Below are 25354 nucleotides of genomic sequence, written 5' to 3'. Positions count from 1 at the left end.
TCCGAAAAAGCGGGCCGCCCGTGCGGCCCAGGGGTGGAACCGGGCGCACGTTATTGCGCGCCCACCTTGCGTGCGACCGTCTCCGCCATGCTCAGGTGATGCTTGAGCGTCGGCAGCGTGGATTTGGCGAATGCGCGCAGTTGCGCATCCTTGCCGTCGCGCGCTTCGTCTTCGAACAACGCAACCGCCTTCTTGTGCGCATCGGGGCCGGCCGCCGCCAGATACGCGGTGTCGAAGTCGCGCCCGCTCTTGCCGCGCAGCGCCTGCACGTCGGGATCCGACAGCTGTTCGACCTGCGGCTTCATGCCCTTGCGCGCCGCGATTTCACTGAGCTTCGCGTTCGCCTTGCCATGGTCCGCGACCATCCGCTTCGCGAACGCCCGCACGTCCGGCGACTGCGCCTGCTTCAGCGCGAGCTGGCTCGCCTGCACTTCCGCCTTGCCGGCCATCGCGGCCTTGTCGACGAACTCCGCGTCGGCGCCCTTCGGCGCTTTCGCGATGCCGGGGTCGCCTGCGCCGCCCGCGCCCGACGACGGGTTGATCACGCCGCCCGGCACGTGCGAATTCGACGCGGGAGGCTCGCTCGGCATCTGCGCGCGGGCGAGCCCCGACACGGCGAACACGCCGGCGGCGAGCGCCGCGATCGTCCAGTGGGGGTGTCTCATCTGCTTTCTCCTTGTGCTTGCATGGAAACGGCCATCAGCCGCCGACGATCGAGCCGCCGTTCGGATGCAATGTCTGCCCGGTCATGTAGCTCGCACCGTCCGACGCGAGCAGCACGTAGCAGTCGATCAGTTCGTCCGGCTGGCCCGGCCGCTTGAGCGGCACGTTCGAGCCGAATTTCGCGACCTGCTCGGGCGTGAACGTCGACGGAATCAGCGGCGTCCAGATCGGCCCCGGCGCGACCGCGTTCACGCGGATGTCGCGTTCGGCCAGTTCGATCGACAGCGAGCGCGTGAAGGCGACGATCGCACCCTTGGTCGCCGAGTAGTCGGGCAGTTTCGGGCTGCCGTGATACGCGGTGACCGACGCCGTGTTGACGATGCGTCCGCCCTGCTTCATGTGCGCCAGCGCGGCCTGCGTGCAGAAGAACATCCCGTACACGTTCGTGCGGAACGTGCGTTCGAGCTGCTCCTCGGACACGTCCTCGATGCCCGGCTGCGGATGCTGCTCGCCCGCATTGTTGACGAGCACGTCGAGCCGGCCGAGCCGCTCGACCGTGCGCGCCACCGCGTCGCGCGCCTGCAGGCGATCGCCGACGTCGCAGGCGATCGCCTCGCAGCGGCGGCCGGCCTGCTCGATCAACCGCTTCGTATGCGCGGCGTCGTCGGATTCCTTCAGGTAGACGATCGCGACGTCCGCGCCCTCCTTCGCGAAGCCGATCGCCACGGCGCGGCCGATCCCGCTGTCGCCGCCCGTCACCAGCGCGACCTTGCCCGCGAGCTTGCCGCTGCCGACGTAGTCGGCCGCTTCGTCGCGCGGCTTCGGATGCATGTCGCGTTCGGTGCCCGGCTGCTGCGCCTGTTTCTGCGGCGGTGGAGTCTGTGCGGTGGTCATGGGTTCCTCCTTGAACGGGTGCCGCCGATGCTGCGCAAGCGGCGTGCCGCGTGCGGCGCACGCCGGCGCGCACGCGGCGGCCGGATGGTGGCGGTCGGCGTTGCAAGCGTTTGGAAAAAGGGCGTATTCAGCGCGGGCTGCGGGACGCGGCTTCGTCGGGTCGGCGCACCGGATCGAAATCGCGCCATTCGCCGTCCTGCCAGTCGCCTTCGACGCGCTCGATCGACTTCGCGCCGGTCGCGCGCAGGACCTCTTCCGCGGCCGTCGCGGTGTCGGGCGTCACGCGCGCGGCGAGGATCACGCCCGTTTCGCTCTGCGCGAGCGTGCCCTTGCCTTCGGCCTGCTCGCCGCGCATCCGGCCGAGCGCGCCGCCGAACGCGCCGAGATACGCGCCGGCCAGCGCGGCGGCGGCCGGCACGAACCAGTAGCGCAGGCCGAGCGCATACACGATCAATCCGATCACGACGCCGATCAGCAGCCCGCGCATCGCGCCGACCATCGCGCCGCGCCCGCCCGGCTTCGCCGCCGTGTCGGCGTACACGTCGCCGCCGATCGGGAAGCGCGCGTGCTGGCCGCCGGGGTTCAGGAAGAAGATCGACACGTCGTCGGGCCCGAACGTGCGCTCGTAGAGGTGACGCGCCCCACCTTCCGCTTCATCGAACGTCGTGAAACGGCCTGCGACGATCATCGCCATGGTCGTGCTCCTCGTGATGGGTGCGCCGCGCGCGCACGCACGCGGCGCGACGGGGCGACGCTTACATCAGCCGCCCGAGTTCCTTCGATACCGATGCCGGCGTGTCGTATTCGCGCTCGGGAATCCTGCGCAGCATGTCGAGCACCTCGCGGTCCGCATGCGAGCGTTCCGCGCACTGCACGACGTCCGACTTGCTCGCCGGATAGTCCATCCCCTTCAGCGCCTTCTGCACGTCGACGGGGCTCGGCGGCTTGCCGTGGCCGGACTGATGGCCGCCCTTGTCGTGGTCCTGCTGCGTGCGCTCGCCTTCGTGCGCGCGCGAGTGGCTGTATTCGTGGCCCGTATGTTGTCGGGATGTCATGAAAGCCTCCTTGGAAAATGAACGAAATCACGCGGACGACCGTCGCGCCCGTGCGAACGCGGCAAACACCAGCGCTGCCGCGCCGAGCGCGACCGCGCCGGCGACCTTCGGGCGCTGCACCACCGAGTTGTACGCACAGCTGCGCAGCACCGGCCCTTCCATGCCTTCGCGCTCGTGCAGCGCGTGGCGCGAGTCGTACAGCGCGTTGTCGTCGCGCGGCCGTGCGGGTCGCACCGTGCGCTGGCCGCGCGAGAACAGCGTGGCCGCGACGCGATCGAACAGCCGCGGCGCGTGATACGCGCTGGCCGACGTGAACTTCGCGGCGCCGCCGACGAACAGCGTGCGGCGCGGATGCGCGGCCGCGAACAGAATCGCGTCGGCCACCAGATCGGGGTCGTAGATCGGCGGCGGCAGCTTCGGCTCGACGTTCATGTAGTTCTTCGCGTGCATCACGAACATCGTGTCGATCGCGGCCGGCTTGATCAGCGTGACGGACACCGGCAGGTGATCGGCTTCCATCTCGAGCCGCAGCGAATCGGTGAAACCCTTCACCGCGTGCTTCGACGCGACGTACGCGCTTTGCAGCGGCACCGGCGCGTCGGACGCCTCGCTGCCCATGTTGATGATCGCGCCCCCGTGGAAATCGCTCTTGCGCCGGAAATGATCGGACGCGACGAGCGAGCCGTGCACGACGCCCCAGTAGTTGGTGTCGAACAGCCGGCGCTGATCCTCGAGCGGCACCGTGGCCGCCGTGCCGAAGATCGACACGCCCGCGTTGTTCACCCAGGTATCGAAGCCGCCGTACGTGTCGGCCGCGGCCGCGGCCGCGCGCTGCAGATCCTCGATGTTGCCGACGTCGCCGGCGACCGGCACCGCGAGGCCGCCGTGCTGGCGGATTTCCTCGCACAGCGTGTTCAGCGCGTCCTCGTTGCGCGCGAACAGCACGAGCTTCGCGCCGCGCCGTGCCGCCTTGCGCGCGGTGACGAGACCGATGCCGCTCGTCGCGCCGGTGATCACGATCGTCTGTTCGCCGACCGGTTTGAGCATGCAGTTCATCGCTGGACTCCTGTTACGGTCGCGTCGCGGTTATTTGGGCCGGATGGTCAACTGGTCGCGCACGTCCTGCACGCCGTCGACCTGCTTCACGACGCTGACGGCCTGGGTGCGCTGCTGCTCGTCGGGCACACTGCCGGTGAGCGTCACGGTGCCGTGCCGCGTCTTCACGTGGATGTCGCCGGCCGACAGGCCGCTCGTGCCGACCAGCTCGGCCTTCGCCTTGGTGGTGATCGTCGCGTCGCGGATCTTCGTGCCGGTGCTCGAATGCGACGACGTGGACGACGATGCGGCGCCGTCGTCGCCGGCGGCGACCGCGTTCGGCGCGACGACCATGCACGCGGTGGCCGCAGCGATCGCGACCGCCATGCCGGTGCGCAGCGCGCGTTGACGGCGGATGCGCGGGGGGTGGGCTTGCAGCTGGAATACCTTCATCGTGACCTCCTTTTCATCGGGCCGGGCGAACCGGCGGGTGAGCAGAAGTCGCGCAAATCGCGTGCCGCGGCGCGTGCGCCGCATGCACGCGCGCCATCGCGATCAGACGCCCTTTCATCCAACGCGTTGTAATTTTTTCGGCACAGGGGGAAGCGGTTTTACCCGCAATGCGGCGGGCATGCCGATTGCCGAGCGACCGGTGACGGCGGCCCGTGTGCGCGGCCCCGATATCGGGAGCAATACCATGCAGAGAATCGCGTTGATCAGTGAACATGCATCGCCGCTGGGCGTGATCGGCGGCGTCGATGCCGGCGGTCAGAACATCTATGTCGCGAACGTCGCAAAGCAGCTCGCGGAGCGCGGCCTCGACGTCGACGTCTACACGCGCTGCGACAATCCCCATTTGCCGGAAGTGGTGCCGATTGGGGCGCGCATGCGGGTGATCCACGTGCCGGCCGGGCCGCCGACCGACGTGCCCAAGGAGCGGCTACTGCCGTACATGGGCGCGTTCGCGCAATACATGATCGCGCGCATGCGGCGCGAGCCCGACCCGGTCGACGTGATGCACGCGAACTTCTTCATGTCCGGCGAAGCCGCGTTGCGCGTGAAAAAGGCGCTCGGCATTCCGCTCGTCACGACGTTCCATGCGCTCGGGCGCGTGCGGCGGCTGCACCAGGGCACGGCCGACGGCTTCCCCGACGCGCGCTTCGCGATCGAGGACACGCTCGCGCGCCGCTCGGACCGCCTGATCGCCGAATGCCCGCAGGATGCGCTCGACCTGACGACGCACTATCGCGCCGATACCGCGCGGATCGAGATCGTGCCCTGCGGCTTCGATGCACGGGAATTCCGGCCGGTGCCGCGCGTCGATGCGCGCGCGCGGCTGGGCTGGCCGCAGGACGCATTCGTCATACTGCAGCTGGGCCGCCTCGTGCCGCGCAAGGGCATCGACACCGTGATCGATGCGCTCGCGCGCATGCCGCGCGACCCGCAACGGCCGACGCACCTGTACGTCGTCGGCGGCAGCCAGCCGACGCCCGACCCCGCGCGCGATCCGGAACTCGCGCGGCTCGCCGCCTTCGCGCACGAACTCGGCATCGCGAATCGCGTGACCTTCGTCGGCCGGCGCGATCGCGACGCGCTGCACCTGTACTACAGCGCGGCCGACGTGTTCGTGACGACGCCGTGGTACGAGCCGTTCGGCATCACGCCGGTCGAGGCGATGGCGTGCGCGGCGCCGGTGATCGGCAGCGACGTCGGCGGCATCCGCACGACGGTCGACGACGGCACCACAGGCTATCTCGTGCCGCCGCGCGACCCGGCCGCGCTGGCCGCGCGCCTCGTGCAACTGCGGGCGCAACCGGAGCTGTGCGCGGCGCTCGGCCGCGCCGGCTACCTGCGCGCGCATCGCTTCTACACGTGGCAAGGCGTCGCCGACCGGCTCGTCGACATCTACCGCGACGTCGCCCACCCGCAGCGCGCCGGTACGTCGGCCGGCACCGGCCGGCGCACGCCGGTCGCCACCACGCGAGGCGTGCTCGCACACCGCAAGGAGAATACGTAATGAAGGGCTACGATCGAAAACGCGTGCTCGTCACCGGCGGCGCCGGCTTTCTGGGCTCGCATCTGTGCGAACGCCTGGTGACGGACGGACACGACGTGCTGTGCGTCGACAATTTCTACACGGGCGCGAAGGACAACATCGCGCACCTGCTCGATGCGCCGAACTTCGAGCTGATGCGGCACGACGTGACGTTTCCGCTCTACGTCGAAGTCGACGAGATCTACAACCTCGCGTGTCCGGCGTCGCCCGTCCACTACCAGCGCGACCCCGTGCAAACGACGAAGACCAGCGTGCACGGCGCGATCAACCTGCTCGGCCTCGCGAAACGCGTGAAGGCGCGGATTCTGCAAGCGTCGACGAGCGAGGTGTACGGCGACCCCGACGTCCACCCGCAGGACGAGCACTATTGCGGCCGCGTCAATCCGACCGGCATCCGCGCGTGCTACGACGAAGGCAAGCGCTGCGCGGAAACGCTGTTCGCGGACTATCACCGCCAGTACGGCGTCGACGTGCGGATCGCGCGGATCTTCAATACCTACGGCCCGCGCATGCACCCCGCCGACGGGCGCGTGGTGTCGAACTTCGTCACGCAGGCGCTCGCGGAACAGCCGCTGACCGTGTACGGCGACGGCAAGCAGACGCGCTCGTTCTGCTACGTGGACGACATGATCGACGCATTGATCCGGCTGATGGACGAACCGGGCGACGCGAGCGAGCCGGTCAATCTCGGCAGCGACGTCGAGATCGCGATGATCGACGTCGCACGCGAAGTCGTGCGGATCGTCGGCGCCAACGTACCGATCGAGTTCCGCCCGCTGCCGTCCGACGATCCGCGCCAGCGGCGGCCGAATCTGGCCGCCGCGCAGAAGCGGCTCGGCTGGCGCGCGACGACGACGTTCGCGAACGGGCTCGCGCACACCGCGCGCTACTTCATTCAACGCCAGGTCACGCACCACGCGCCCGGCGACCTCGTGCGCAGCACGCGCATCGCGTCGCATCTGCTCGCGCAGGTCCACACGCAGAACCGGCCGGCGCCGACCCCTTGATGCGATCCGACGCGACCTGACGCCGCCGCTAGGCGCCGCGCGTCAGTCGTCCCGCTTCGTCGCGTGCGCGATCTTGTACGCGAGTTCGCGCACGTCGACCGGCTTGCACAGGTAGCCGTCGAAACCGGCCTCCAGCGCACGGCGTTCGTCGGCGAGCCCCGCGTGCGCGGTGACGGCCAGCACGCGCACGTCGAGCGGACGGCCGTCGCCGTTCATCGTGCCGCGCCGCAATGCGTCCAGCAGCCAGAAGCCGTCGCCGTCCGGCATCGCGAGATCGGACAGGACGACCGTCGGGCGCATGTCGGCCGCCATCGCGAGCGCCTCGCGGCCCGACGATGCGATCGCGACGGTCGCACCGAACGTGGTCAGCGCGGCCGTGAGGCTCGCCCGCGTGGTCGCATCGTCGTCGACGATCAGGATGCGGTGCGTGTCGAGCACGAGCGCGTCGCGGCGGCCGCTCCCCTGCACGATGCTCCACGCCATCGCGCCGCCCGGCTGCCACCCGACCGGCAGCGTCACCGTAAACGTCGTGCCGCGATCGCGGCCCGCGCTCGTGACGCTCACGCGGCCGCCGTGCAGTTCCGCGATGTGCCGCACGATCGACAGGCCGAGACCGAGCCCGCGCCGCGGCGACGCGGGCGAATCGTCCGCGCGGCGGAACATGTCGAACACGTACGGCGCGAATTCCGTCGCGATGCCCTGCCCGGTATCGACGACGGTCAACACCGCATGCTTGTCGTCGCGTGCGAGCCCGACCGTCACGCTGCCGCCGGTCGGCGTGAATTTCAATGCATTAGAGATGAGGTTGGACAGCATCTGGCGCAATCGCTCGGCGTCGCCGGACACGATGCATGCGGACGCGTCGCAGTCGAATTCGAGCAGGATGCCGGCCGACGACGCGGCGGTCTGGAACGTGCCGACCTGGTCGGAGAACAGCCGCACGACGTCGACTGGCGTCGCATCGAGCCGCAGCTTGCCGGTCGCGAGCGACGACGCGTCGAGGATGTCGCCGACCATCCGCGTGAGCGAGCGCGCGCTGCGGTCGATCGCGTCGATCGCCTGATGCTGCAACGCCTGGTCGCCCGTATTGCGCAGCACCTCGATCCATCCGTAGATCACGTTCAGCGGCGTGCGCAGTTCGTGCGACACCGTGGCCAGCAACTCGTCCTTCAGCCGGTTCGACGTGTCGGCCTGGTCGCGCTCGTCGCGCGCACCCTGCAACGAACGCTGCGCCCGCAGGTCGCGGCGGCGCTGCGCGCCGGTTTCGTGCAGCGTCAGCGACAGCGCGACGCACGCACGCGCGTCGCCCTGCACCGGGCACGCCGAAACCATCGCACGAAAGCGCCGGCCGTCGCGCCGCACGCACAGCAGTTCGAGTGGCCCGACCGGCTCGTGCATCGCGTCGAACGATTCGGCGAGCGGGTTGAGCCGCAGCCAGCGCCGCGCGATCAGCGTGTCGAACCGCCGGCCGCGCGCGTCGGCCTCGTCGTAGCCGAAGATCCGCCGCGCAGCCGGATTCCAGCTCGCGATACGGCCGTCGGCATCGATCCCGACGATCGCGTCCGGCGAGGCCTCGACGACCGCATGCTGCAGCCGCGACGCGTCGACGCGTGCACGGTCCGCGCCGGCATCGCGCAGCAGCAGCACCGCGCCGTCGACGTTGCCGTCCGCATCGCCGATGGGCGACGCGACCGCGACGATCGGCACCGGATCGCCGCTGCCGGCCTTCAGCCAGTGCCGGTCGGACGTCGCCTCGGCGCCGCCGAGCGCGTGATCGAGCGGCGTGGTCGGCACGCGGCGGCCTTCCTGATCGACGATCCGCAGCACGTCGCGCGCCGGCCGCCCCAGCGCCTCGTCCGGCCGGCAGCCGACCAGTTCGGCCCCGGCTGCGTTGAGATACGTGAGTCGCCCTTGCGTATCGGTCGCGATCACGCCATGCGGCAGCGCGCCCAGCACGGCCTCGAGCTGTCGGCGCGCGGCCGCCTCGCGCCGGCGTGCGCGATCGTTCGTGAGCCGCGTGTGATGCAGCATCGATGCAACCGCGCAGACCAGCGCACCGATCAGCATGAACGTGCCGAGCTGCACGAGCCGGTCGGGCAGCGGCGCCGGATAGGCGGCCGGGTCGGACAGGAACAGCGTCCAGACGAGCAGCCCGCTGATCACCGTCGACACGATGCCGAACACGAACGACGTCGCCCACGCGGCGCCGGCGAGCAGCGGGTAATACAGCACGAACGGCAGATTCACGCCGCCGAACCGGATCGCGAGCGTCTGCAGCACGGTCGCGATCGCGACCAGCATCACGGCCGTTGCGTAATTTCCGGCCTGCGGCCGTGCAATTTCGATCATTGAACACGCTCCTGCGGGGACAGTCGACGGCGGCCGGCCGGGGCGCCGCCGGCGGGCACGGCACATGCTGGCCGATCGGCACCGGCGGCCCGGCCGCTCACGATGGAGATCTTCACGTCATGCCCGACCCGACACGCTGGCTCGTCGTCTCGCCGCATCTCGACGATGCCGTCTTCAGTTGCGGGCAACTGCTCGCGCAGGCGCCCGGCTCGATCGTCGTCACCGTGTTCGCGGGGATTCCGCCGCGCGGCATGCCCGCGCCGCCGTGGGATCGCCGCGCGGGGTTTCGCCACGCCGACGAAGCGATGCGCGCGCGCCGCGACGAAGACCGCCGCGCACTCGCGCTGCTCGACGCCCGCCCCGTGTGGCTCGACTTCCTCGACGATCAGTACGGCATACCGACTACGTCGGCCGCGATCGCGGCGCGCGTAGCCGACGTGATCGACGCGCACCCCGGCTTCGGCGTGCTCGCGCCGGCCGGCCTGTTCCACCGCGATCATCTGCAGGTGCAGGAAGCCATGCTGTCGCTGCTGCGTGACGACGATGCGTCGCACGTCTGGCGCTTCTACGAGGACATACCCTATCGCCGCATCGACGGGCTGATGGCCGGGCGCGTGTCGGGCTGGCGCGAACGCGGCTGGCTCGCGCATCCGGTCGCCGCGCCGGCCGGCAGCGGGTCGGACGGCGTCGCCGCGAAAGCCGCCGCCGTCGATGCGTATGCAAGCCAGGTGACGCTGCTCGAGCCTCATATGCGCGCCGCTCTCCGCGAACCCGAAACGATCTGGCGACTCGAATGCGACGTCACGTCCGTGTAACGCCCGCGCGCGCCACGCAGCCGCCGGCCGAGCCGCGCGTGACGGCCGTCGTGCTGACCTGCCGGCGCGCCGCCGAACTCGCGCGCACGCTCGAACACCTGTGCGCGCTGCCCGACCGGCCGGCGATCGTCGTCGTCGACAACGGCGCCGACGCCGAGACGGCCGCGCTGATCCGCGCGCGCTTTCCGCATGTCGCGCTTGTGCACGCGCCGGGCAACCTCGGCGCGGCCGGCCGCAATCTCGGCGTCGACGTCGCCCGCACGCGCTACGTCGCGTTCTGCGACGACGACACGTGGTGGGCGCCCGGTTCGATCGCCGAAGCCGCGAACCTGCTCGACGCGTATCCGCACGTCGCGGCCGTCACCGCGCGCGTGCTGGTCGGCCCCGACGAGCGCGAGGACCCGACCTGCCGGCTGATGGCCGACAGCCCGCTCGACGCGCCGGTCGCGCTGCCCGGCCGCCCGATCCTCGGGCTGCTGGCCGGCGCGACCGCGTTCCGGCGCGACGCGTTCGTGCATGCGGGCGGCTACCATCCGCGCTACTTTCTCGGCGGCGAGGAAGCGCTGCTCGCGCTCGATCTGACTCGCGCGGGGCACTGGCTCGTGTATGCGCCGCGCCTCACCGTCCATCACTACCCGTCGACGCAGCGCGATCGGCCGACGCGCGAGCGCACCGCCGCTCGCAACGCCGTGTGGACCGCGTGGCTCAGATGGCCGGCCGCCGCTGCGTGGCTGCATACGGTGCGCATGCTGCCGCTGCTGCGCCGCGAACGCGCGCTCGTGCGCACGTTCGCCGGGCTGCCGTGGATCCTGCGCGAACGACGCGCGATCCCGCCGCACGTCGAACGCATGCGCCGCCGCCTCGAGCGCGAGCCGCGCCGCGAGGCCGGAACCGAAACATGAACGCGGTCGTAGCGGCATCAGGAATCGGGCTTCTCCGCTTCGTCTTCGAGTTGCGCGAGGCGGTTGTAGATCGTCTTCAGGCTGACGTCGAGCACCTCGGCCGCCTGCGCCTTCACGCCGCCGCATTGGGCGATCGTGCCGAGGATCAGCTTGCGGTCGACTTCCTCGAGCGGCGTGCCGAACGGCACCGTCACGCGATCTTCATGCGAATCGACCATGCTGGACAGTTCGTCCATGATCGGCGGCGGCAGCGTGTCGATCACGTCGGCATCGGTGAAGATGCTCGCGCGCTGCACGAAGTTGCGCAGCTCGCGCACGTTGCCGGGCCATTCGTAAGTTTTCAGCGCTTCGCGCGCGGCCGGCGAGAAGCGCAGATTGCGGCCGCTCTCCTCGTTGTAGCGCTGCAGGAACGCATCGGCGAGCATCGGGATGTCGTCGCCGCGTTCGCGCAGCGACGGCAGCGGGATCGGGAACACGTTGATCCGGTGGAACAGGTCCGGCCGCAGCTTGCCGTCGGCCATCGCGGCTTCGGGGTCGCGGTTCGTCGCGGCGACGATGCGCACGTCGACGTCGATCTCGCGCGTCGAGCCGAGCCGCGTGACACGCCCCGTTTCCAGCACGCGCAGCAGCTTGACCTGCGATTCGAGCGGCATCTCGGTGATTTCGTCGAGAAACAGCGTGCCGCCGTCCGCGCGTTCGAAGAAGCCCTTGTGCTGACGTTCCGCGCCGGTGAAGCTGCCGCGGTCGTGGCCGAACATTTCGCTCTCGACGAGGTTCGCGGCGATCGCGCCGCAGTTCACCGCGAGGAACGGGCCGCGGCGGCGCAGGCTCAGATCGTGCACGGTTTGCGCGGCAAGCTCCTTGCCGGTGCCCGATTCGCCGGTGAGCAGCACCGACGCTTCGGTGCGCGCGACGCGGCCGATCGCGTCGTAGACGGCCTGCATCGCGGGCGAACTGCCGAGCATGCGGCCGAAGCGGCCGAGGCGTTGCAGTTCCGAGCGCAGCTCCGCGATTTCCTCGTGCAGGGCTGTCGTACGCGGCACGCGCGCGAAGATGCTGTTCAGCCGCTGCATGTTGAGCGGCTTCACCAGGTAATCGGACGCGCCGCGCCGCAATGCATCGATCGCGGTTTCGAGGCTCGCGTGGCCGGTGGTCAACACCATTTCGCAATGCCCGCGCTTGGGCAACGCGTCGAACAGATCCATCCCGTTGCCATCGGGCAGCACGAGGTCGCACAGCACGAGATCGGGGGTATGCGTCGAGACGAGCGTGCGCGCTTCTTCAAGCGTCGCGACCGTATCGCACGTGAGTTGCTGCGTGCGTGCGAGCGTGGCCAGCATCGTTCGCGTATCGGCGTCGTCTTCGACGATCAGGACGTAAGGCATCGAGGCTCCTGGTAATGCGGGCCGGCGCGGGTGTCGGCCGGCACCGCGACACGTGCGGCGCCATGCGCGTCACAGAGCTCGCGACGGCATTTTCAACGCTGCACACGAGCGGGCAGACAAGCTGTCCTGCAATGAAAACGAGTGCTTAGCAGTATAGAAGAACGGTGTCGCGCATTCGTCGCTCATCGAATAAATCTATCTGTCGCCGTAAACCGCATTGCCAGATTCAATGTCGATGAATCGGTATAAAAGGTATTCTGAGTACGTGAAAGACGACGTATGCCACGTCGTTTTTTACCTGGTCACGACATATTCGGTCAAAACTTCCCAACCCGGTTACTACTCCATGTCGAAATCCGACGATGACGGCACGCGACTGTTCGGCCGTTCGCGAACAATTCAGGATCTGCTGCTGAAAGTGTCGCGCGTCGCCGCCACCCGCGTGAGTGTGCTGGTGGTCGGCGAAAGCGGGGCGGGCAAGGATATCGTCGCCCGCCTCATTCACGACATGAGCCCGCGCCGGCGCGGGCCGTTCGTGCCCGTCAATTGCGGTGCGATTCCGAAAGACATCGCGGAGTCGCACTTGTTCGGTCACGAAAAAGGCAGCTTCACGGGCGCCGTTGCACAACATGTGGGCATGTTCGAAGCCGCGCGCGGCGGCACCCTGTTTCTCGACGAAATCGCCGAAATGCCGCTCGAATTGCAGGTCAAGCTGCTGCGCACGCTCGAAACCAACACGATCGTGCGCGTGGGCGGCCACGACGCGATTCCGCTCGACGTGCGAATCGTCGCGGCCACGCATCACGATCCCGTCGAGGCCTTGCGCAACGGCACGCTGCGCGAAGACCTGTTCTACCGGATCGCGCCGATCGCGCTGCACGTGCCCGCGCTCCGGCAGCGCGAGGACGACGTCGGCGACATCGCGCTGCAAATCGTCGAACGGCTGAACGCGCGGCACCGCACGCGGAAGCGCCTGTCGACGCAGGCGATGAAGGCGCTGCGCGCGTACACGTGGCCCGGCAACGTGCGCGAGCTGCGCAATGCGCTGGAGCGCGCGTTCATCCTCGCCGACGAGCAGATCGAACTGCAATTGCCGCGCCGCCCGCCGCCGCGCGAGGAAGTGCGCCACAACGCGATGACGCTGCATATCGGCACGACGCTCGCGCACACGCAGCAGCGCTTCATCGTCGCGTCGCTGCGGCACTTCAACGGCGACAAGCCGCGCACCGCGAAAGCGCTCGGCATCAGCCTGAAAACGCTGTACAACCGCCTCGCGCTGCTACCCGAAAGCGAGCGCAATGCGGCCAGCGGCAACGCGCCGGCGGCGGCGACGAATGCGTCGAACGGCAACAGCGCGCCGAGTTCGCCGCCCGCGCCGCCCCCGTGAGCGCGGCAGGCCACGCCGCCGCCGTCAAGCCGTCACGCCGTCACGTCCCGCAGCGCGGCGTCCCAGTCGCGCGCGAAGCGCTCGATGCCGAATCGCTCGCACGCGTCGCGTTTGGCCGCCGCGCCCCACTCGCGCGCCAGTTCCTGATCGCGAATCAGCATCCGCATCGCGTCGATCAGCACGGCCGGCCGCGTATCGGCCACGCCGTTGCTACCTGTCTTCACGAGTTGCGCCATCTCGGTCGTCGCGAGCGCGACGATCGGCAGCCCGATCATCATCGCCTCGATCACCGCGAGCCCGAGGCTCGTGTAGCGAATCGGATTGAAGAAGAACCGGTAGTGCGACAGGAACTGCGGCAGCGCCGGGTTCGGCACTTCGCCGATCCCGCCGAGTTCGGTCGAGCCCATCCCGACCAGGTCGATCGGCACGCTGTGCCGCACGACCTCGAACAAGTCCGCGCCAAGGCGCCGGCCGCGGCGCGCGAGGTTGTTCACGACGGCCACGCCCTTCGGCAGCGTGCCGTGATACTCGACGTCCTTCGGCACCAGCACGCCGTGCTCGATCACGCGCGTCGGCGTCACGCCGTTGTCCCACATCAGCGCGTTGAACGGCGTCACGTGCACCAGCAACACGTTCGGGTCCTGCACCGGATGCAGCGTATCGGTCGGATGCTCGCGCGGCGGATCGTGCTCGACGAACAGCGTCGGCAGCGTGCGCTGCGCTTCGCTCAGCAGCCGCAGGCGGTCGTGCTGGTAATGCTTCACGTGCTGATACAGCACGCAGTCGAATGCGGTGTCGCGCACGCACTCGGCCGGCACCTCGTGCACGTTGTCGCCCCACGGCAGGTGCCCGACGCGGCCCGCATAGCCGGGCGGATGCTGCGGCTTCGTCACGATGTAGAAATCGTGCGGCGCCTGCGACAGGTAATACAGATAATTGCCATGCACGTGCCAGGTCAGCACGCGCAACCGCTTACGTGACATGACGTCTCTCCTCCGCGAGCAGTTCGCCCGCCCGGTCGATCACGTCGCCGACACCGATCGCGGTCGCGCACTCGTGCCCGTACGGGCAGGTATCGAACATGCACGGCCGGCACGCCGGGTAGTTCGCGAGCACGCGATGACGTTCGGCGTCGAGCGGCGCCCAGCGGGCCGTATCGCTGCCGCACGCGACGACGATACTCGGCGTGCCGAGCGCCGCCGCGACATGCGATACGCCCGTGTCGTTGCACAACAGCAGCCGCGCGCGGGCAATCAGCGCGGCCAGCGCGCCGAGCGGCGTGCGGCCGCACAGGTTCACGCACGGCCGCCCGAGGTGCTCGGCGAACGCGCTCGCCAGCCCCAGTTCCGCGCGCGTGCCGGTCAGCACGATCTGCCAGCCGTCGTCCGCGAGCTGCCGCGCGGCGAGCGCGAAGCGTTCGACCGGCCAGCGCCGCGACGCCATCCGCGCGCCGGGATGGACGATCACGTAGCGGCCGGGATCGAGCGCGTGTTCGTCGCGGAGCACGTGCCACAGCGCGTAGTCGAGGCCGCCGAGCGGGAATTCGAGGTAGTCGCCCCAGTCCGCGTAGCCGAGCTTGCGCGTGAGCCCCAGATAGCGCGCCACCTCCGGTTCGTCGTCGCGCCAGACGAGCGCGCAGTCGAGCGCGGTCGTGCCGCCGTCGGCCGGCACGAAGCCGGCCGTGCGCGTCGCGCCGAGCGACGCGACGATCGCGTTCGTGTGCACGCCGCTGCCGTGCAGCTGGATCGCGAGATCGAAGTCGCGCGCGCGGCATTCGGCGATGAACGCTTCGCGCGTGGCCGCGTCGGGTTCGGGCTGCTCGGCGAGGCCCGGCGCGCCGGGGAATGCGATGAAGCTGTCGATGTAATCGGAAAAGCGCGATGCGAACTCGCGCGCCCACGGCAGGCCGATCAGCGTGATGCGTGCGTCCGGTTCGCCGCGCCGCAGCGCACGCAGCGCGGGCACCGCGCACAGCATGTCGCCGAGCTGCAGCGCACGGAACACCGCGATCCGCTTCGGGCCGCGCGGGCCGTCGGAATCGACGCTGGGATCGAGCTTCATAGGAACATCACCCGGAAGTGAAGCGCGCCACGCATGCGCCAATACAGCGACACGGGCGGAATCGCGATGGACGTGACGATCATCTCGGCCACATGCGACGCCGTGAGCTGCGTGCCGCGCAGCCGTTTCGCGCAGAAGCCCGCGGTAATCGCGGCCCACACCGCCGCGCACACGATGGCCGGCGCCGGCCAGCCGGCGGCGAAACAGCCGATCGCGCCGAGCGCGGCAAGCACGGCCGCGTAGTAATGCCACGGCGGCACGGGCCGGATATGACGCCGGTAGGTCGCGCGGTGCTTCTTGTACAGCAGCGCATCGAAATACACCTTCGACTGCGCGCCAATGCTCGATCCCCAGCGCGCGGGACGCACCGGATGCACGATGCGCGCGGCGTCGGCCTCGACGATCGGCCCCGCATGCTCGCGCAGCGCGAACATCAGGTCGGCGTCCTCGCGCCACGCGCGCGTGAAGCGCTCGTCGAAGCCGCCGATGCGTTCGAGCGCCGCGCGCCGCACGAAGCAGTTCGCGGTCGCGAATTCCGCATGCGCGAGCCCCGCCGCATCGCGTTCGTAGTCGGTCGGGCGCGGCCGCAACGGTACGTCGATCCGGCCGGCGGCGGCCGCCGCCGACGGCGCGGCCTGCAGCGCGGCCGCCCCGTTGCGCAGCCAGTCCGGATCGGGAATCGTGTCGTCGTCGGTAAACGCGATCAGCGCGCCGCCCGCGCTGCGCCAGCCGACGTTGCGCGCGCCGGCCGGCCCCTGCGTGTCCGGCGCGGTCATGTAGCGGATCACCGGCACGTCGGTCACGCGCGCGCGGCACGCGTCGACGACGGCGCGCGCACTGCCGGCCGGGTCGTCGTCCACGACGACGATCTCGTAGGTGGTCGGGTCGAACACCTGCACGCACAGCGCGTCGAGGCAGCGTGCGAGCAGGTCGGGCCGCCGGTAGGTCGGCACGACGACCGACACCACCGGCGGCAGCTGCGTGTCGCGCATGTTCATCTTGGCTTCTCCAGCAGGAACGGGCCGATCACGAGCGCGTCGAGCGGCGACGTCCAGAAGCATTCGATCGCGTCGCGCGGCGAGCACACGATCGGCTCGCCGCGCGTGTTGAACGACGTGTTGACGAGCACCGGCACGCCGGTGAGCGCGTCGAACTCGGTCAACAGCGCATGCAGCAGCGGATGCTGCGTCGCGTCGACGGTCTGCACGCGCGCGGTGCCGTCGATGTGGCGCACGGCCGGAATCCTATCGGCGCGCTCGGGCACGACGTCGTACACGAACAGCATGAACGGCGCGCGCAGCGGCGTGCGCCGGCCGCCGCTGAACCAGTGATGCGCGCGGTCCTCGAGCACGACCGGCGCGACCGGCCGGAAGTCCTCGCGATCCTTGATCCGGTTCAGCTTGCGCTGCATGTCCGGATCGATCGGCGACGCGAGGATCGACCGCGCGCCGAGCGCGCGCGGGCCGAACTCCATGCGCCCCTGGAACCAGCCGATCACGCGGTTCGCGGCGAGCAGCGCGGCCGTCTGCGCGGCGACGTCGGCGAGCCGCCGGTACGGCAGCTGCGCTTCCTTCAGGAACGCCTCGATCGCGTCGTCGTCGTAGGCCGGCCCAAGATACGCATGATCCATCCGCCAGCCGCCGCGCGCGCCGCGCATCCGGAAATCGGTCCATAGCGCGGCGCCGAGCGCGGTGCCCGCGTCGCCGGCGGCCGGCTGCACCCACACGTCGTCGAACGGGCCGCGATCGCGGATCTTCGCGTTCATCACGCAGTTCAGCGCGACGCCGCCCGCCATCGCGAGCTGCCGCTCGCCGGTCTCGGCGGCGAGCCAGTCGACCGCCTGCAGCGTCGTCTCCTCGAGCACCAGTTGCAGCGCATGCGCGATGTCGCAGTGATGCGGCTCGATCGGGCCGCCGCGTTCGCGCGGCGGGCCGAAGCGCGCGGCCAGATCTTCGTCGACCACGTCGTAGCGCCCTTCTCCGCGATACCGCACGAGCTTGCGCATCTCGTCGGCGAACACCGGCTTGCCGTACGACGCGAGCGCCATCACCTTGTATTCGTCGGACGAGTGCAGGAAGCCGAGATAGCGCGTCACCCGCTCGTACAGCAGCCCGAGCGAATGCGGCAGATTGACCTGCCCGAGCCGCCGGTACGATCGGCCGTCGAATACGCCGTAGCTCGTCGTCGCACGTTCGCCGCGCCCGTCCATCGTCATCACCGCGCAGCGTTCGAATGGCGCCGCGAGAAACGCGCTCGCCTCGTGCGCGAGATGGTGCTCGATGAAATGCCAGCGGAACGGCCCGTCGTGCGTGACGCCGCGAAAACGCCGCTGCAGATGATGCGGCACGCCGCCGGCGAGCTGGCGCGGCGCGTTGACGATCGACGACAGGAACAGCGGATGCCACGGCGACGCGCCGTCCTCGCGCGGCGCATGCGCGGACGGCGACAGCGGCAAGGTCAGCGCCGGCGCCGTGCCTTCGCGGTCGAGTTCGAACCACGGGTCGTACGAATACGCGACGTGGTCCACGTCCGCGAGCGTGATGCCGGCTTCCGCGAGGCAGTAGTCGATCGCGTGGAAAGGCAGCTCCCAGGTCGAGAACGGCACCGGGCGCTTCGCGTGCTTCACGTGCGTGAAGCGTTCGTCCTCGGCCGCCGCGATCACGACGCCGTCGCGCACGATGCACGCGGCGCTGTCGTGGAAGGCGGCGTTGATGCCGAGCGTATGGATCGGATCAGGCATGCGTCAGTTCCTCGTGATGACGTGCGCGAACGGAATCACGTTCGATGCGTGCGCCGCGACCGGCTCGCCGTCGTGCGCGGCGGCCCGCGCGGCCGTGCGTTGCGCATGGCGCGCGCTGCCGCGCAGCAACGCGTGCACGGCGGCGGCGACGTCGTCGACGCTCACGCCGCGCAGGCACGGATGACCGGGCTGGTTGCACACGCTGCGGTAGCAGTTGCGGCACGGCACGTCGACGTTCAGCACACGGTGCGGCACACGCCACGGCGTGTGCTGCGGATTGGTCAATGCATACAGGTCGACCACCGGCGTGCCGAGCGCGGCCGCGAGATGCACGGGGCCGCTGTTGTTCGACAGCAGCACGTCGGCCGTCTCGATCAACGCGCCGAGTTCGCCGAGCGGCAACACGCCCGCAAGCGGCACCGCGCGCGGCCCCGCCCGTTCGCACACCGCGTCGACCAGCGCGCGTTCGTCCGCGCTGCCCGTCACCGCGATGCCGTCGAACAGCGGTGCGACCGCGGCGGCCGCTTCGCCGAAACGCTCGGCCGGCCAGCGCCGCGACGCGGCGGTCGCGCCCGGGTGGACGACGAGCCAACGCGGGCGCGCCGCCGCCGGCCGGCGCGCGCCGCCGATACGTTGCAACGCGGCCTGCAGCCGCGCGTGCACCGCACGGCGCGCCGCGTCGCCCGGCTCGAACGCCATCCGCCAGTCCGCCGTCTTCGCGCCGACGGCACGCACCAGCGCGAGCTGGCGCGCGACCTCGTGGCGCACGTGCGATTCCGGCTCGGTTTCCGGCACGCGGTCGGTCAGCAGTTCATACGGATTCTCGCGGCAATGCGCGAGCCGCAGCGGGATGCCGGCGAGCCAGCACATCATCGCCGCGGGCAGCGGATTCTGGCTGTAGACGGTGAAGATCACGGCCGCGTCGAAACGGCCCGCCAGCAGCCGGTCGATCATGTCGAGATCGGCCACCGGATCGCCGCGCACGTCGGGATGCTTGACCCATGGCGCGTCGTAGCTCCACACGTCGTCGACCATCGGCAGATGCTTCGCGAGCGCGGCGCCCGTGCGCGACGTCAGCAGCGTCAGCTGGCGATCGGCGCCGCTCTCCTTCAGCGCGCGCAGCGCGGGCGTGGTCATCAGCACGTCGCCGATGCTGTCGAGCCGCACGCACAGAATGCGCCGGGCGCGGCTCCAGGCCGTGCTCATTGCCGCCCCCACGAGCCGTGCCGGCGCGCGGCCTCGCGTACGACGATGTCGGCCGCCAGGTCGACGCGATCGACGACGTGATGCGGCGTGCGCGCGGCGTCGAGCCGCCACTCGGTCTCGTTGCCGCAGTCGACCAGGATCGTGCCGCAGCGCGCGGTGCGGCCGGCCTCGACGTCGTCGAGGATGTCGCCGATCATCCAGCTCCATTCGGGCACGGCGCCGAGCGCGGCCAGCGCGCGGCGCAGCATGCCGGGGCGCGGCTTGCGGCAGATGCAGTCGCAGGTGTAGCGCGGCACGCTGCCCTGCGGGTGATGCGGGCAGTAAAAAAAATCCGCCAGCGTCGCGCCGTTTGCTTCGAACAGTTCGGCGAGACGCTGGCGGACCGCGCCAAGCTCATGTTCGGTAAAGCGGCCGAGCGCGACGCCCGGCTGGTTCGACACGATCGCCAGCGGCATGCCGGTCGCGCCGAGCGTGCGCAGCGCGCGCGCGGCGCCCGGCGCGAGGCGCATGCGTGCGGGATCGACGTTGTACGGCACGTCGTCGAGCAGCGTGCCGTCCTTGTCGAGCAGCACCGCGCCGGGCAGCCGCCGTTCGCGCTTCAGGGCCATGACGTCTCCTTCATCGGCAGCACCATCAGCTCCGGCACCACGGTGCCCGGCGGCTGCGTCAGCACGAAGCGCACGGCGGCCGCGACGTGCTCCGGCGGCTGCAGCGTGTCCTCGTCGATGTCGGGAAAACGGTCGAGCAGGAACGGCGTGCGCATCCCGCCCGCGACGATCGCCGACACGCGCACGCCGCTCGGCCGCAGCTCCGCATGCAGCGCGTGCGACAGGCCGAGCAGCCCCCACTTCGTCGCGTGATACGCGGACGCGTTCGGCCACGCACGCTTGGACGCGGTCGACGCGATGTTCACGATATGGCCGTTGCCGCGCGCCTTCATCATCGGCACGGCCGCATGACACATCAGGTACGGGCCGAACAGGTTCGTCATCAGCACCTGCTGCCACGCGTCGACGCTCACGTCGTCGATCGGCGCGGTCACGTCGATCGCCGCGTTGTTGACGATCACGTCGAGGTCGCCGAGCGACTCGCGCGCATCGTGCACGACCTGCAGCACCGATGCTTCGTCGCGCACGTCGAGCGGCCGTCCCATCGCCTGCCCGCCGTGCCGTTCGAGCCGCTGCGCGACGGCTGCCGCGCGGTCGCCGTCGAGATCGGCGACGACGACATGCGCGCCGTGCCGCGCAAGCTCTTCGCAAATGGCTTCGCCGAGACCGCGGCCGCCCCCGGTCACGAGTGCGGTCCGGCCGGCGAGCGGCGGTTTGGCTGGATCGTGAGTCGCGTTCACCTGCACCTCCTGTCGATGTCGGAAAGCAATCCGGCTGACGGCGACACTTGTCGCGACAACCGTCCGTGCAGGAGTACAGCGAAAACCGTGCCGGCCTGCGCGCGCCCGCGCTGCATCAGACCATGGCGCGCGCTTGCTGGCTTTTTTATAACCTGCTGTAAAAACCGGCCCGGGCAGCCGCGCCCAGGCGGTCTCACCTAGGCGGCCCCCTCAGATCGCGAGCCCGTCGGGCGTCGCCTGCGCGCGGTGCTTCGCGAGCGCACGCAGGCAGTGCGCGATGCAGCCCGCGAACGCCTCGTCGAACCACGGCTGCGCGCCCGACACGCCGACCACGATGCCGCCGAGCGCGACGCCACCCCACAGGTTCGTGTCGCCCGCGCGCAGCCGGTACGGCTCCAGCGCCTGCACGACGTGGCCGTCGCGGCCCGTTTCCCACGACAGCCGCGCCTTGGCCCGCGCGTATGCGCGATAGTCGGCGTCCCAGTCCTTCGGGTCGGGCAGCGAAAACTCATACAGGATCGCGTCCTCGAACGCCGCGTCGTGCGGCCCGAGCGCCGGGTCCATGATCACGATGTGCAGGCAACCGCTGTCGCCGACGAAATCGCTCTGCAGCGCGGCGGACAGGGTCGGCAGCAGCAGCTCGACGGCCGCCACCGCGGCCTGGCGGTCCGCGAACGCGCTACCGCCGCGACGTGCGTTCAGGGCTTCGGGTGTCGTCGGATTCAGAAGGTTCGGCATGGATTTCTCCGGAGGAAAACGCGAGCGCACGCAACGCCGCGATCAGGTCGGCCGCTACCGCGGGCTTGGTCAGGTACGCATGGAAACCGGCTTCGACGGCGCGCGTGCGGTCGCGATCGCGCGCATGGCCGGACAACGCCAGCGCTTCGAGCGGCGCACGGCCGTCGCGATCGCGCGCGGCGTCGAGCTGACGCACGCGCGCCATCACCGCGTAGCCGTCCTCCTCGTCGTCGCCGAGGTCGATGTCGCAGACGAGCAGCGCCGGCCAGTCGGCCCGGCGCGCGCGCCACAGGTCGTCCAGCAACGCCTGGCCCGACGCATACGCGTGCACGTCGGCGCCGGCCACCTTCAGCAGCGCGGTGAGGGCCTCGCGCGCCTCGTCGTGGTCGTCCACGCACGCGATGCGCAGCCCGTCGAGGGGCTTCGCGGCGGTCGCCCCGCCGGCGTCCGGATGCGGCGCGGCACCGTCCGGCTGCACCGATCCCGGCACCACCGCGTACATCGGCAGCGACAGGTGCAGCGTCACGCCGATATCGTCGCGTTCGCGCACGACGTAGCCGCCGGCTTCCTCGATCGCGTCCTGCAATCGTTCGAGATCGATCAGCGACAGTTCGGCGGCATCGACGCCCGCGCACGCGATCGTGATCCGCGCTTCCGGGTCGTGGCGCGCGGTGCGCACCTCGAGCTGCCCGCCGCTGCTCGCGTCGATCGCGCCGCGGCACAGTTCCCACACGAAGCGTCGCAGCGCGGCCGGATCGGCCTTGACGACGAGATCCTCGTCCGTCAGGTGGCGGAACACCGGCACGCCGCGCTGCGCGGCCGCCTCCGCCAGCGAATCGAGCACCTGCGACACGAGCGGGTTGATCCGCACCGGCTGCCGCGCGAACTTCGCCTCCGTGCGTTCCAGTTCGCGCTGCTTCGCCTGCAGCGACCACATCTGCGCATACACGCCGCCGCTTTCCAGCAACTCGTCGTGGGTGCCCTGCTCGACGAGCCGGCCGTACTCCATCACGAGGATGCGGTCGGCATCGACGATCGTCGACAGCCGGTGCGCGATGATGAGGCTCGTGCGATGCCGCGCGACGCGCATCAGCTCCTGCTGGATCGCGCGCTCCGAGCGTGTGTCGAGCGCCGACGTCGCCTCGTCGAACACGACGATCGGCGGCGCCTTCAGCAACGCGCGCGCGATCGCAACCCGCTGCCGCTCGCCGCCCGACAGCCGTACGCCACGCTCGCCGACGCGCGTGTCGTACGCCTCGGGCAGCCGCTCGATGAACGCGTCGAGCTGCGCGCCGCGCGCGGCCGCGATCACCTCGCCGCGGGTCGCGTCGCGCTTGCCGTATGCGATGTTGTACGCGAGCGTGTCGTTGAACAGGATGGTGTCCTGCGGGACGATGCCCAGCGCGTCGCGCAGGCTGCGCTCGGTGACGAGCCGCAGGTCCTGGCCGTCGATGCGGATCGTGCCCGCATCGGGCTGGTACAGCCGGAACAGCAGCCGCGCGAGCGTCGACTTGCCCGAGCCGCTGCCGCCGACCACGGCGACCGTCTGCCCGGGCTCGATGCGGAACGACACGTCGAACAGGATCTGCCTGCTCGGCTCGTAGCCGAAGTCGACATGCTCGAACTCGATCGCGCCGCCGCGCACGACGAGCGGCTGCGCACCGGGCGCATCGCCGTCCTCGCCGGGCTTGCCGCGTGCATCGAGCAGCCCAAACAGCCGTTCGATGTTCGTCATCGCGTCGTTCGCCTCGCGGAACACGAAGCCGAGCGCATTCAGCGGCAGGCTGATCTGGATGATGTACGCGTTGATCAGCACGAGATCGCCGATCGTCATCGCGCCGCGCGCGACCTGCTGCCCGGCGAGCAGCATCACCGCCGCGATCCCCGCGCCGATGCATGCGCTCTGCCCGATATGCAGCGTCGACAGCGCGTACTGGTTGTCGACGCCGGCCTCGCGCCATTCGCCGAGCACGCGGTCGAGGCGGTCGCGCTCGACGTCCTCGCGCGCGAAGTACTTGACCGTATCGACGTTCAGCATGCTGTCGACTACGCGCGAATTCGACTCGGCCTCCAGCGCGTTCACGCGCCGCTGGTAACGCATGCGCCGGCGCGTGAACACCACCGTATACGCCGCGTAGACGGTGAACGTGACGAGGATGATCGCGGTGAAGCCGCCGCCGTACTTGCCGATCACGATCACGAGCACCGAGCCGATCTCGATGGCCGTCGGCACGACCGTGAACACCGCGACGCCGAGCAGGTAGCCGATGCCGGCCGTGCCTTTCTCGAGGTCGCGCACGACGGCGCCCGTCTCGCGCTGCGCATGAAAACGCGCGCCGAGGCGATGCAGATGGCCGAACGTGCGCACGGTAAACGACGCGACCGTATGCTGCGTGACCTGCACGAAGGTCATGTCGCGTACTTCGTTCAGCGCGTTCGACGCGAAGCGCACGACCGCGTACGCGAACAGCAGCAACACCGGCCACGCCATCGGCTGGCCGGCCGCGCGGCCGAAGCCGTCGACGATGTCCTTGAGCAGCAGCGGCACCGATACGGCCGCCGCTTTCGCGAGCACCAGCAGCACGATCGCCGCCAGCACGCGTGCGCGGTAATGCCAGATCGCGCGCCAGAGTTCGACCGCGATCCGTACTCGCAGGCCGCGCTTGTCGCGGCGATGGCGGAGGTCGCGGCGGTCGCGGCCTGCCGCCGCATCACGGTCCTTGACGGGCGTTTCGTCGATTCCGGTCGTCATGCACGCAGTACTCGCGGTCGGGGGCGCGGCGTTTCACGCACGGGGGTCAGTGGCGCGGTTCGCGCTCGCGGCCGCTCACCACGGTGCCCGGCTCGGGGTCGCGTGCGGCAGGCTGGGTCGGCGTGACGGTCCGCTGGTCCGGATGCAGCACCATGCCCGTATCATGTTCGCCGTCGCGGCGCACGCGCACGCGATTCTCGACGTCGCGCACGCCCAGGCAGCCGTCGGCCAGATCCTCGATGTCGTGCTTCATCCAGCGCGCCGGCACCGTGCCGTCCAGTTCGACGCGGCCCTCCTTCACCTGCACGGTGACGTCGCTCACGTCGATCTCGAGCGCATGCGCGAGCCGCTCGCAGACGTCCTCGCGAATCCGCTCGTCCGAGCGCGTATAGCCTTTCGGCCCGCGGCGATGGCGCAGCGCGTCACGTTCGGTGTCCCTGCCGAAGCGCGACAGGTCGGGAGCGCCGCCGCCGTAGCGCGGGTCGCCCCGATCGCGCTCGCCGCCGTACCCGCCCATCCGGTGCTGGCCGCGGAACTCCGGGCGCTCGCCACCGTAGCGGCCTTCGCGCTCCTCCGCCCGGCGGCCCGGGTCGCCGTAGCCACGCTCGACGTCCCGCGCCGGCTGGCGCGCGCCGCCCGGCCAGTCCGGGTCGGCCGCGCCGCGCCGCTGGTCGGCCGGCCGCGCGGCGCGCTCGGTCCATTCGCTGCCCCAGTCTTCCGGGCCCACGTCCTCGCTCGCGAAGCGGCGGTAAGCCGATTCGTAGTCTTCTTCCGGCCACCGGGCCGGGTCGTCCGGGATACCGCGCTCGCCGGCGCCCCGGTACGCGCGTTCGTTGCGCTCGTGCCAGTCGGACGGCCCACCGCGCTCGCCGGACCGTCCGGGATATCGTCGTTGCATCGTGTCTCTCCTTGATCGCCTGCACCGCGCGCGGCACCATGCCGCGACCCGGCGCGCGACGGT

At 70.2% G+C, this 25354-nt stretch carries 23 protein-coding genes; 5 read left to right on the top strand and 18 right to left on the bottom strand.

Annotated features, from left to right (window positions below; translation table 11 throughout):
* Positions 1-50 precede the first annotated feature (50 nt).
* The 6 genes from CFB81_RS31185 to CFB81_RS31160 form a co-directional block, all read right to left on the bottom strand.
* Positions 51-665 carry a DUF4142 domain-containing protein gene (locus CFB81_RS31185; RefSeq protein WP_089437718.1) on the bottom strand — a complete coding sequence of 205 codons (615 nt, stop codon included), beginning with the start codon at positions 663-665 and terminating at the stop codon, positions 51-53.
* Between the two features lie 34 nt (positions 666-699).
* Entirely contained in the window at positions 700-1557 is an 858-nt protein-coding gene (locus tag CFB81_RS31180; RefSeq protein WP_089437717.1) for an SDR family oxidoreductase, read from the bottom strand.
* 127 nt (positions 1558-1684) lie between these two features.
* Positions 1685-2251: a hypothetical protein gene (locus CFB81_RS31175; RefSeq protein WP_089437716.1), complete on the bottom strand. Its 567-nt coding sequence runs from the start codon at positions 2249-2251 to the stop codon at positions 1685-1687.
* A gap of 61 nt (positions 2252-2312) precedes the next feature.
* Positions 2313-2612 carry a DUF2795 domain-containing protein gene (locus tag CFB81_RS31170; protein ID WP_069619100.1) on the bottom strand — a complete coding sequence of 100 codons (300 nt, stop codon included), beginning with the start codon at positions 2610-2612 and terminating at the stop codon, positions 2313-2315.
* Positions 2613-2639: 27 nt separating this feature from the next.
* On the bottom strand, positions 2640-3668 hold the full coding sequence (locus tag CFB81_RS31165; RefSeq protein ID WP_069619101.1) for an SDR family oxidoreductase: 1029 nt from the start codon (positions 3666-3668) through the stop codon (positions 2640-2642).
* 30 nt (positions 3669-3698) lie between these two features.
* Positions 3699-4100: a BON domain-containing protein gene (locus CFB81_RS31160; protein ID WP_069619209.1), complete on the bottom strand. Its 402-nt coding sequence runs from the start codon at positions 4098-4100 to the stop codon at positions 3699-3701.
* A 244-nt stretch (positions 4101-4344) separates the two neighbouring features.
* On the opposite strand from CFB81_RS31160, the gene CFB81_RS31155 reads away from it, so the two are divergent.
* The gene (locus CFB81_RS31155) at positions 4345-5664 is read left to right on the top strand and encodes a glycosyltransferase family 1 protein (protein ID WP_089438145.1); all 1320 of its coding nucleotides are present in this window, start codon (positions 4345-4347) and stop codon (positions 5662-5664) included.
* Positions 5664-6710 (top strand): UDP-glucuronic acid decarboxylase family protein, encoded by a 1047-nt coding sequence (locus CFB81_RS31150; RefSeq protein ID WP_069619102.1) that lies wholly within the window; start codon positions 5664-5666, stop codon positions 6708-6710. Before CFB81_RS31155 ends, CFB81_RS31150 begins: the two co-directional genes overlap by 1 nt.
* Before the next feature lie 42 nt (positions 6711-6752).
* Here CFB81_RS31150 and CFB81_RS31145 read toward each other — a convergent pair whose 3' ends face one another.
* Positions 6753-9059, bottom strand: a complete 2307-nt coding sequence (locus CFB81_RS31145; protein ID WP_089437715.1) for an ATP-binding protein — start codon at positions 9057-9059, stop codon at positions 6753-6755.
* 119 nt (positions 9060-9178) lie between these two features.
* Between CFB81_RS31145 and CFB81_RS31140 the strand changes: the two genes are divergently transcribed.
* Together CFB81_RS31140 and CFB81_RS31135 are read left to right on the top strand one after the other, a co-directional pair.
* Entirely contained in the window at positions 9179-9874 is a 696-nt protein-coding gene (locus CFB81_RS31140) for a PIG-L deacetylase family protein (protein WP_089438144.1), read from the top strand.
* The gene (locus CFB81_RS31135) at positions 9853-10776 is read left to right on the top strand and encodes a glycosyltransferase family 2 protein (RefSeq protein WP_089437714.1); all 924 of its coding nucleotides are present in this window, start codon (positions 9853-9855) and stop codon (positions 10774-10776) included. The genes CFB81_RS31140 and CFB81_RS31135 overlap by 22 nt, the downstream gene beginning before the upstream one ends.
* A 17-nt stretch (positions 10777-10793) precedes the next feature.
* Here the strand turns inward: CFB81_RS31135 and CFB81_RS31130 are convergent, their stop codons facing one another.
* Entirely contained in the window at positions 10794-12161 is a 1368-nt protein-coding gene (locus tag CFB81_RS31130) for a sigma-54 dependent transcriptional regulator (protein ID WP_089437713.1), read from the bottom strand.
* Positions 12162-12507: 346 nt separating this feature from the next.
* On the opposite strand from CFB81_RS31130, the gene CFB81_RS31125 reads away from it, so the two are divergent.
* Positions 12508-13548, top strand: a complete 1041-nt coding sequence (locus CFB81_RS31125; RefSeq protein WP_089437712.1) for a sigma-54-dependent Fis family transcriptional regulator — start codon at positions 12508-12510, stop codon at positions 13546-13548.
* A 32-nt stretch (positions 13549-13580) separates the two neighbouring features.
* Here CFB81_RS31125 and CFB81_RS31120 read toward each other — a convergent pair whose 3' ends face one another.
* From CFB81_RS31120 to CFB81_RS31075, 10 genes are all read right to left on the bottom strand, one after another.
* Positions 13581-14531, bottom strand: coding sequence for a glycosyltransferase family 4 protein (locus CFB81_RS31120; protein ID WP_089437711.1), 951 nt, complete (start codon positions 14529-14531; stop codon positions 13581-13583).
* Positions 14521-15609, bottom strand: coding sequence for a glycosyltransferase family 9 protein (locus CFB81_RS31115; RefSeq protein ID WP_089437710.1), 1089 nt, complete (start codon positions 15607-15609; stop codon positions 14521-14523). Before CFB81_RS31115 ends, CFB81_RS31120 begins: the two co-directional genes overlap by 11 nt.
* Entirely contained in the window at positions 15606-16607 is a 1002-nt protein-coding gene (locus tag CFB81_RS31110) for a glycosyltransferase family 2 protein (protein WP_069619110.1), read from the bottom strand. The genes CFB81_RS31115 and CFB81_RS31110 overlap by 4 nt, the downstream gene beginning before the upstream one ends.
* Positions 16604-18349 (bottom strand): carbamoyltransferase C-terminal domain-containing protein, encoded by a 1746-nt coding sequence (locus tag CFB81_RS31105; RefSeq protein WP_089437709.1) that lies wholly within the window; start codon positions 18347-18349, stop codon positions 16604-16606. The genes CFB81_RS31110 and CFB81_RS31105 overlap by 4 nt, the downstream gene beginning before the upstream one ends.
* Positions 18350-18352: 3 nt before the next feature.
* The gene (locus CFB81_RS31100) at positions 18353-19555 is read right to left on the bottom strand and encodes a glycosyltransferase family 9 protein (RefSeq protein ID WP_089438143.1); all 1203 of its coding nucleotides are present in this window, start codon (positions 19553-19555) and stop codon (positions 18353-18355) included.
* Positions 19552-20163, bottom strand: a complete 612-nt coding sequence (locus CFB81_RS31095; RefSeq protein WP_089437708.1) for an HAD-IIIA family hydrolase — start codon at positions 20161-20163, stop codon at positions 19552-19554. The genes CFB81_RS31100 and CFB81_RS31095 overlap by 4 nt, the downstream gene beginning before the upstream one ends.
* Entirely contained in the window at positions 20154-20903 is a 750-nt protein-coding gene (locus CFB81_RS31090) for an SDR family oxidoreductase (RefSeq protein WP_089438142.1), read from the bottom strand. The genes CFB81_RS31095 and CFB81_RS31090 overlap by 10 nt, the downstream gene beginning before the upstream one ends.
* 210 nt (positions 20904-21113) lie before the next feature.
* Positions 21114-21641: a hypothetical protein gene (locus CFB81_RS31085; protein ID WP_034196537.1), complete on the bottom strand. Its 528-nt coding sequence runs from the start codon at positions 21639-21641 to the stop codon at positions 21114-21116.
* Positions 21583-24393 carry an ABC transporter transmembrane domain-containing protein gene (locus tag CFB81_RS31080; protein WP_256976391.1) on the bottom strand — a complete coding sequence of 937 codons (2811 nt, stop codon included), beginning with the start codon at positions 24391-24393 and terminating at the stop codon, positions 21583-21585. Before CFB81_RS31080 ends, CFB81_RS31085 begins: the two co-directional genes overlap by 59 nt.
* Positions 24394-24439: 46 nt before the next feature.
* Complete coding sequence (locus CFB81_RS31075) at positions 24440-25291, bottom strand: BON domain-containing protein (RefSeq protein WP_089437707.1); 852 nt, start codon at positions 25289-25291, stop codon at positions 24440-24442.
* Positions 25292-25354 lie beyond the last annotated feature (63 nt).

The organism is Burkholderia sp. AU28863, from assembly GCF_002223195.1.
GTDB classification, from domain to species: Bacteria; Pseudomonadota; Gammaproteobacteria; order Burkholderiales; family Burkholderiaceae; genus Burkholderia; species Burkholderia sola.
The sequence above is the reverse complement of the archived record's forward strand: the minus strand, read 5'-3'. Positions and strand labels throughout refer to the sequence as shown.

What these genes read in the sequence shown, in the direction of transcription:
- CFB81_RS31095 (WP_089437708.1), bottom strand. Translation starts at nt 20,163, where the DNA reads ATGGCCCTGAAGCGCGAACGGCGGCTGCCCGGCGCGGTGCTGCTCGAC.
- CFB81_RS31175 (WP_089437716.1), bottom strand. Translation starts at nt 2,251, where the DNA reads ATGGCGATGATCGTCGCAGGCCGTTTCACGACGTTCGATGAAGCGGAA.
- CFB81_RS31180 (WP_089437717.1), bottom strand. Translation starts at nt 1,557, where the DNA reads ATGACCACCGCACAGACTCCACCGCCGCAGAAACAGGCGCAGCAGCCG.
- CFB81_RS31140 (WP_089438144.1), top strand. Translation starts at nt 9,179, where the DNA reads ATGCCCGACCCGACACGCTGGCTCGTCGTCTCGCCGCATCTCGACGAT.
- CFB81_RS31080 (WP_256976391.1), bottom strand. Translation starts at nt 24,393, where the DNA reads ATGACGACCGGAATCGACGAAACGCCCGTCAAGGACCGTGATGCGGCG.
- CFB81_RS31100 (WP_089438143.1), bottom strand. Translation starts at nt 19,555, where the DNA reads ATGAGCACGGCCTGGAGCCGCGCCCGGCGCATTCTGTGCGTGCGGCTC.
- CFB81_RS31165 (WP_069619101.1), bottom strand. Translation starts at nt 3,668, where the DNA reads ATGAACTGCATGCTCAAACCGGTCGGCGAACAGACGATCGTGATCACC.
- CFB81_RS31130 (WP_089437713.1), bottom strand. Translation starts at nt 12,161, where the DNA reads ATGCCTTACGTCCTGATCGTCGAAGACGACGCCGATACGCGAACGATG.
- CFB81_RS31150 (WP_069619102.1), top strand. Translation starts at nt 5,664, where the DNA reads ATGAAGGGCTACGATCGAAAACGCGTGCTCGTCACCGGCGGCGCCGGC.
- CFB81_RS31085 (WP_034196537.1), bottom strand. Translation starts at nt 21,641, where the DNA reads ATGCCGAACCTTCTGAATCCGACGACACCCGAAGCCCTGAACGCACGT.
- CFB81_RS31075 (WP_089437707.1), bottom strand. Translation starts at nt 25,291, where the DNA reads ATGCAACGACGATATCCCGGACGGTCCGGCGAGCGCGGTGGGCCGTCC.
- CFB81_RS31135 (WP_089437714.1), top strand. Translation starts at nt 9,853, where the DNA reads ATGCGACGTCACGTCCGTGTAACGCCCGCGCGCGCCACGCAGCCGCCG.
- CFB81_RS31155 (WP_089438145.1), top strand. Translation starts at nt 4,345, where the DNA reads ATGCAGAGAATCGCGTTGATCAGTGAACATGCATCGCCGCTGGGCGTG.
- CFB81_RS31120 (WP_089437711.1), bottom strand. Translation starts at nt 14,531, where the DNA reads ATGTCACGTAAGCGGTTGCGCGTGCTGACCTGGCACGTGCATGGCAAT.
- CFB81_RS31125 (WP_089437712.1), top strand. Translation starts at nt 12,508, where the DNA reads ATGTCGAAATCCGACGATGACGGCACGCGACTGTTCGGCCGTTCGCGA.
- CFB81_RS31145 (WP_089437715.1), bottom strand. Translation starts at nt 9,059, where the DNA reads ATGATCGAAATTGCACGGCCGCAGGCCGGAAATTACGCAACGGCCGTG.
- CFB81_RS31170 (WP_069619100.1), bottom strand. Translation starts at nt 2,612, where the DNA reads ATGACATCCCGACAACATACGGGCCACGAATACAGCCACTCGCGCGCG.
- CFB81_RS31185 (WP_089437718.1), bottom strand. Translation starts at nt 665, where the DNA reads ATGAGACACCCCCACTGGACGATCGCGGCGCTCGCCGCCGGCGTGTTC.
- CFB81_RS31160 (WP_069619209.1), bottom strand. Translation starts at nt 4,100, where the DNA reads ATGAAGGTATTCCAGCTGCAAGCCCACCCCCCGCGCATCCGCCGTCAA.
- CFB81_RS31105 (WP_089437709.1), bottom strand. Translation starts at nt 18,349, where the DNA reads ATGCCTGATCCGATCCATACGCTCGGCATCAACGCCGCCTTCCACGAC.
- CFB81_RS31115 (WP_089437710.1), bottom strand. Translation starts at nt 15,609, where the DNA reads ATGAAGCTCGATCCCAGCGTCGATTCCGACGGCCCGCGCGGCCCGAAG.
- CFB81_RS31110 (WP_069619110.1), bottom strand. Translation starts at nt 16,607, where the DNA reads ATGAACATGCGCGACACGCAGCTGCCGCCGGTGGTGTCGGTCGTCGTG.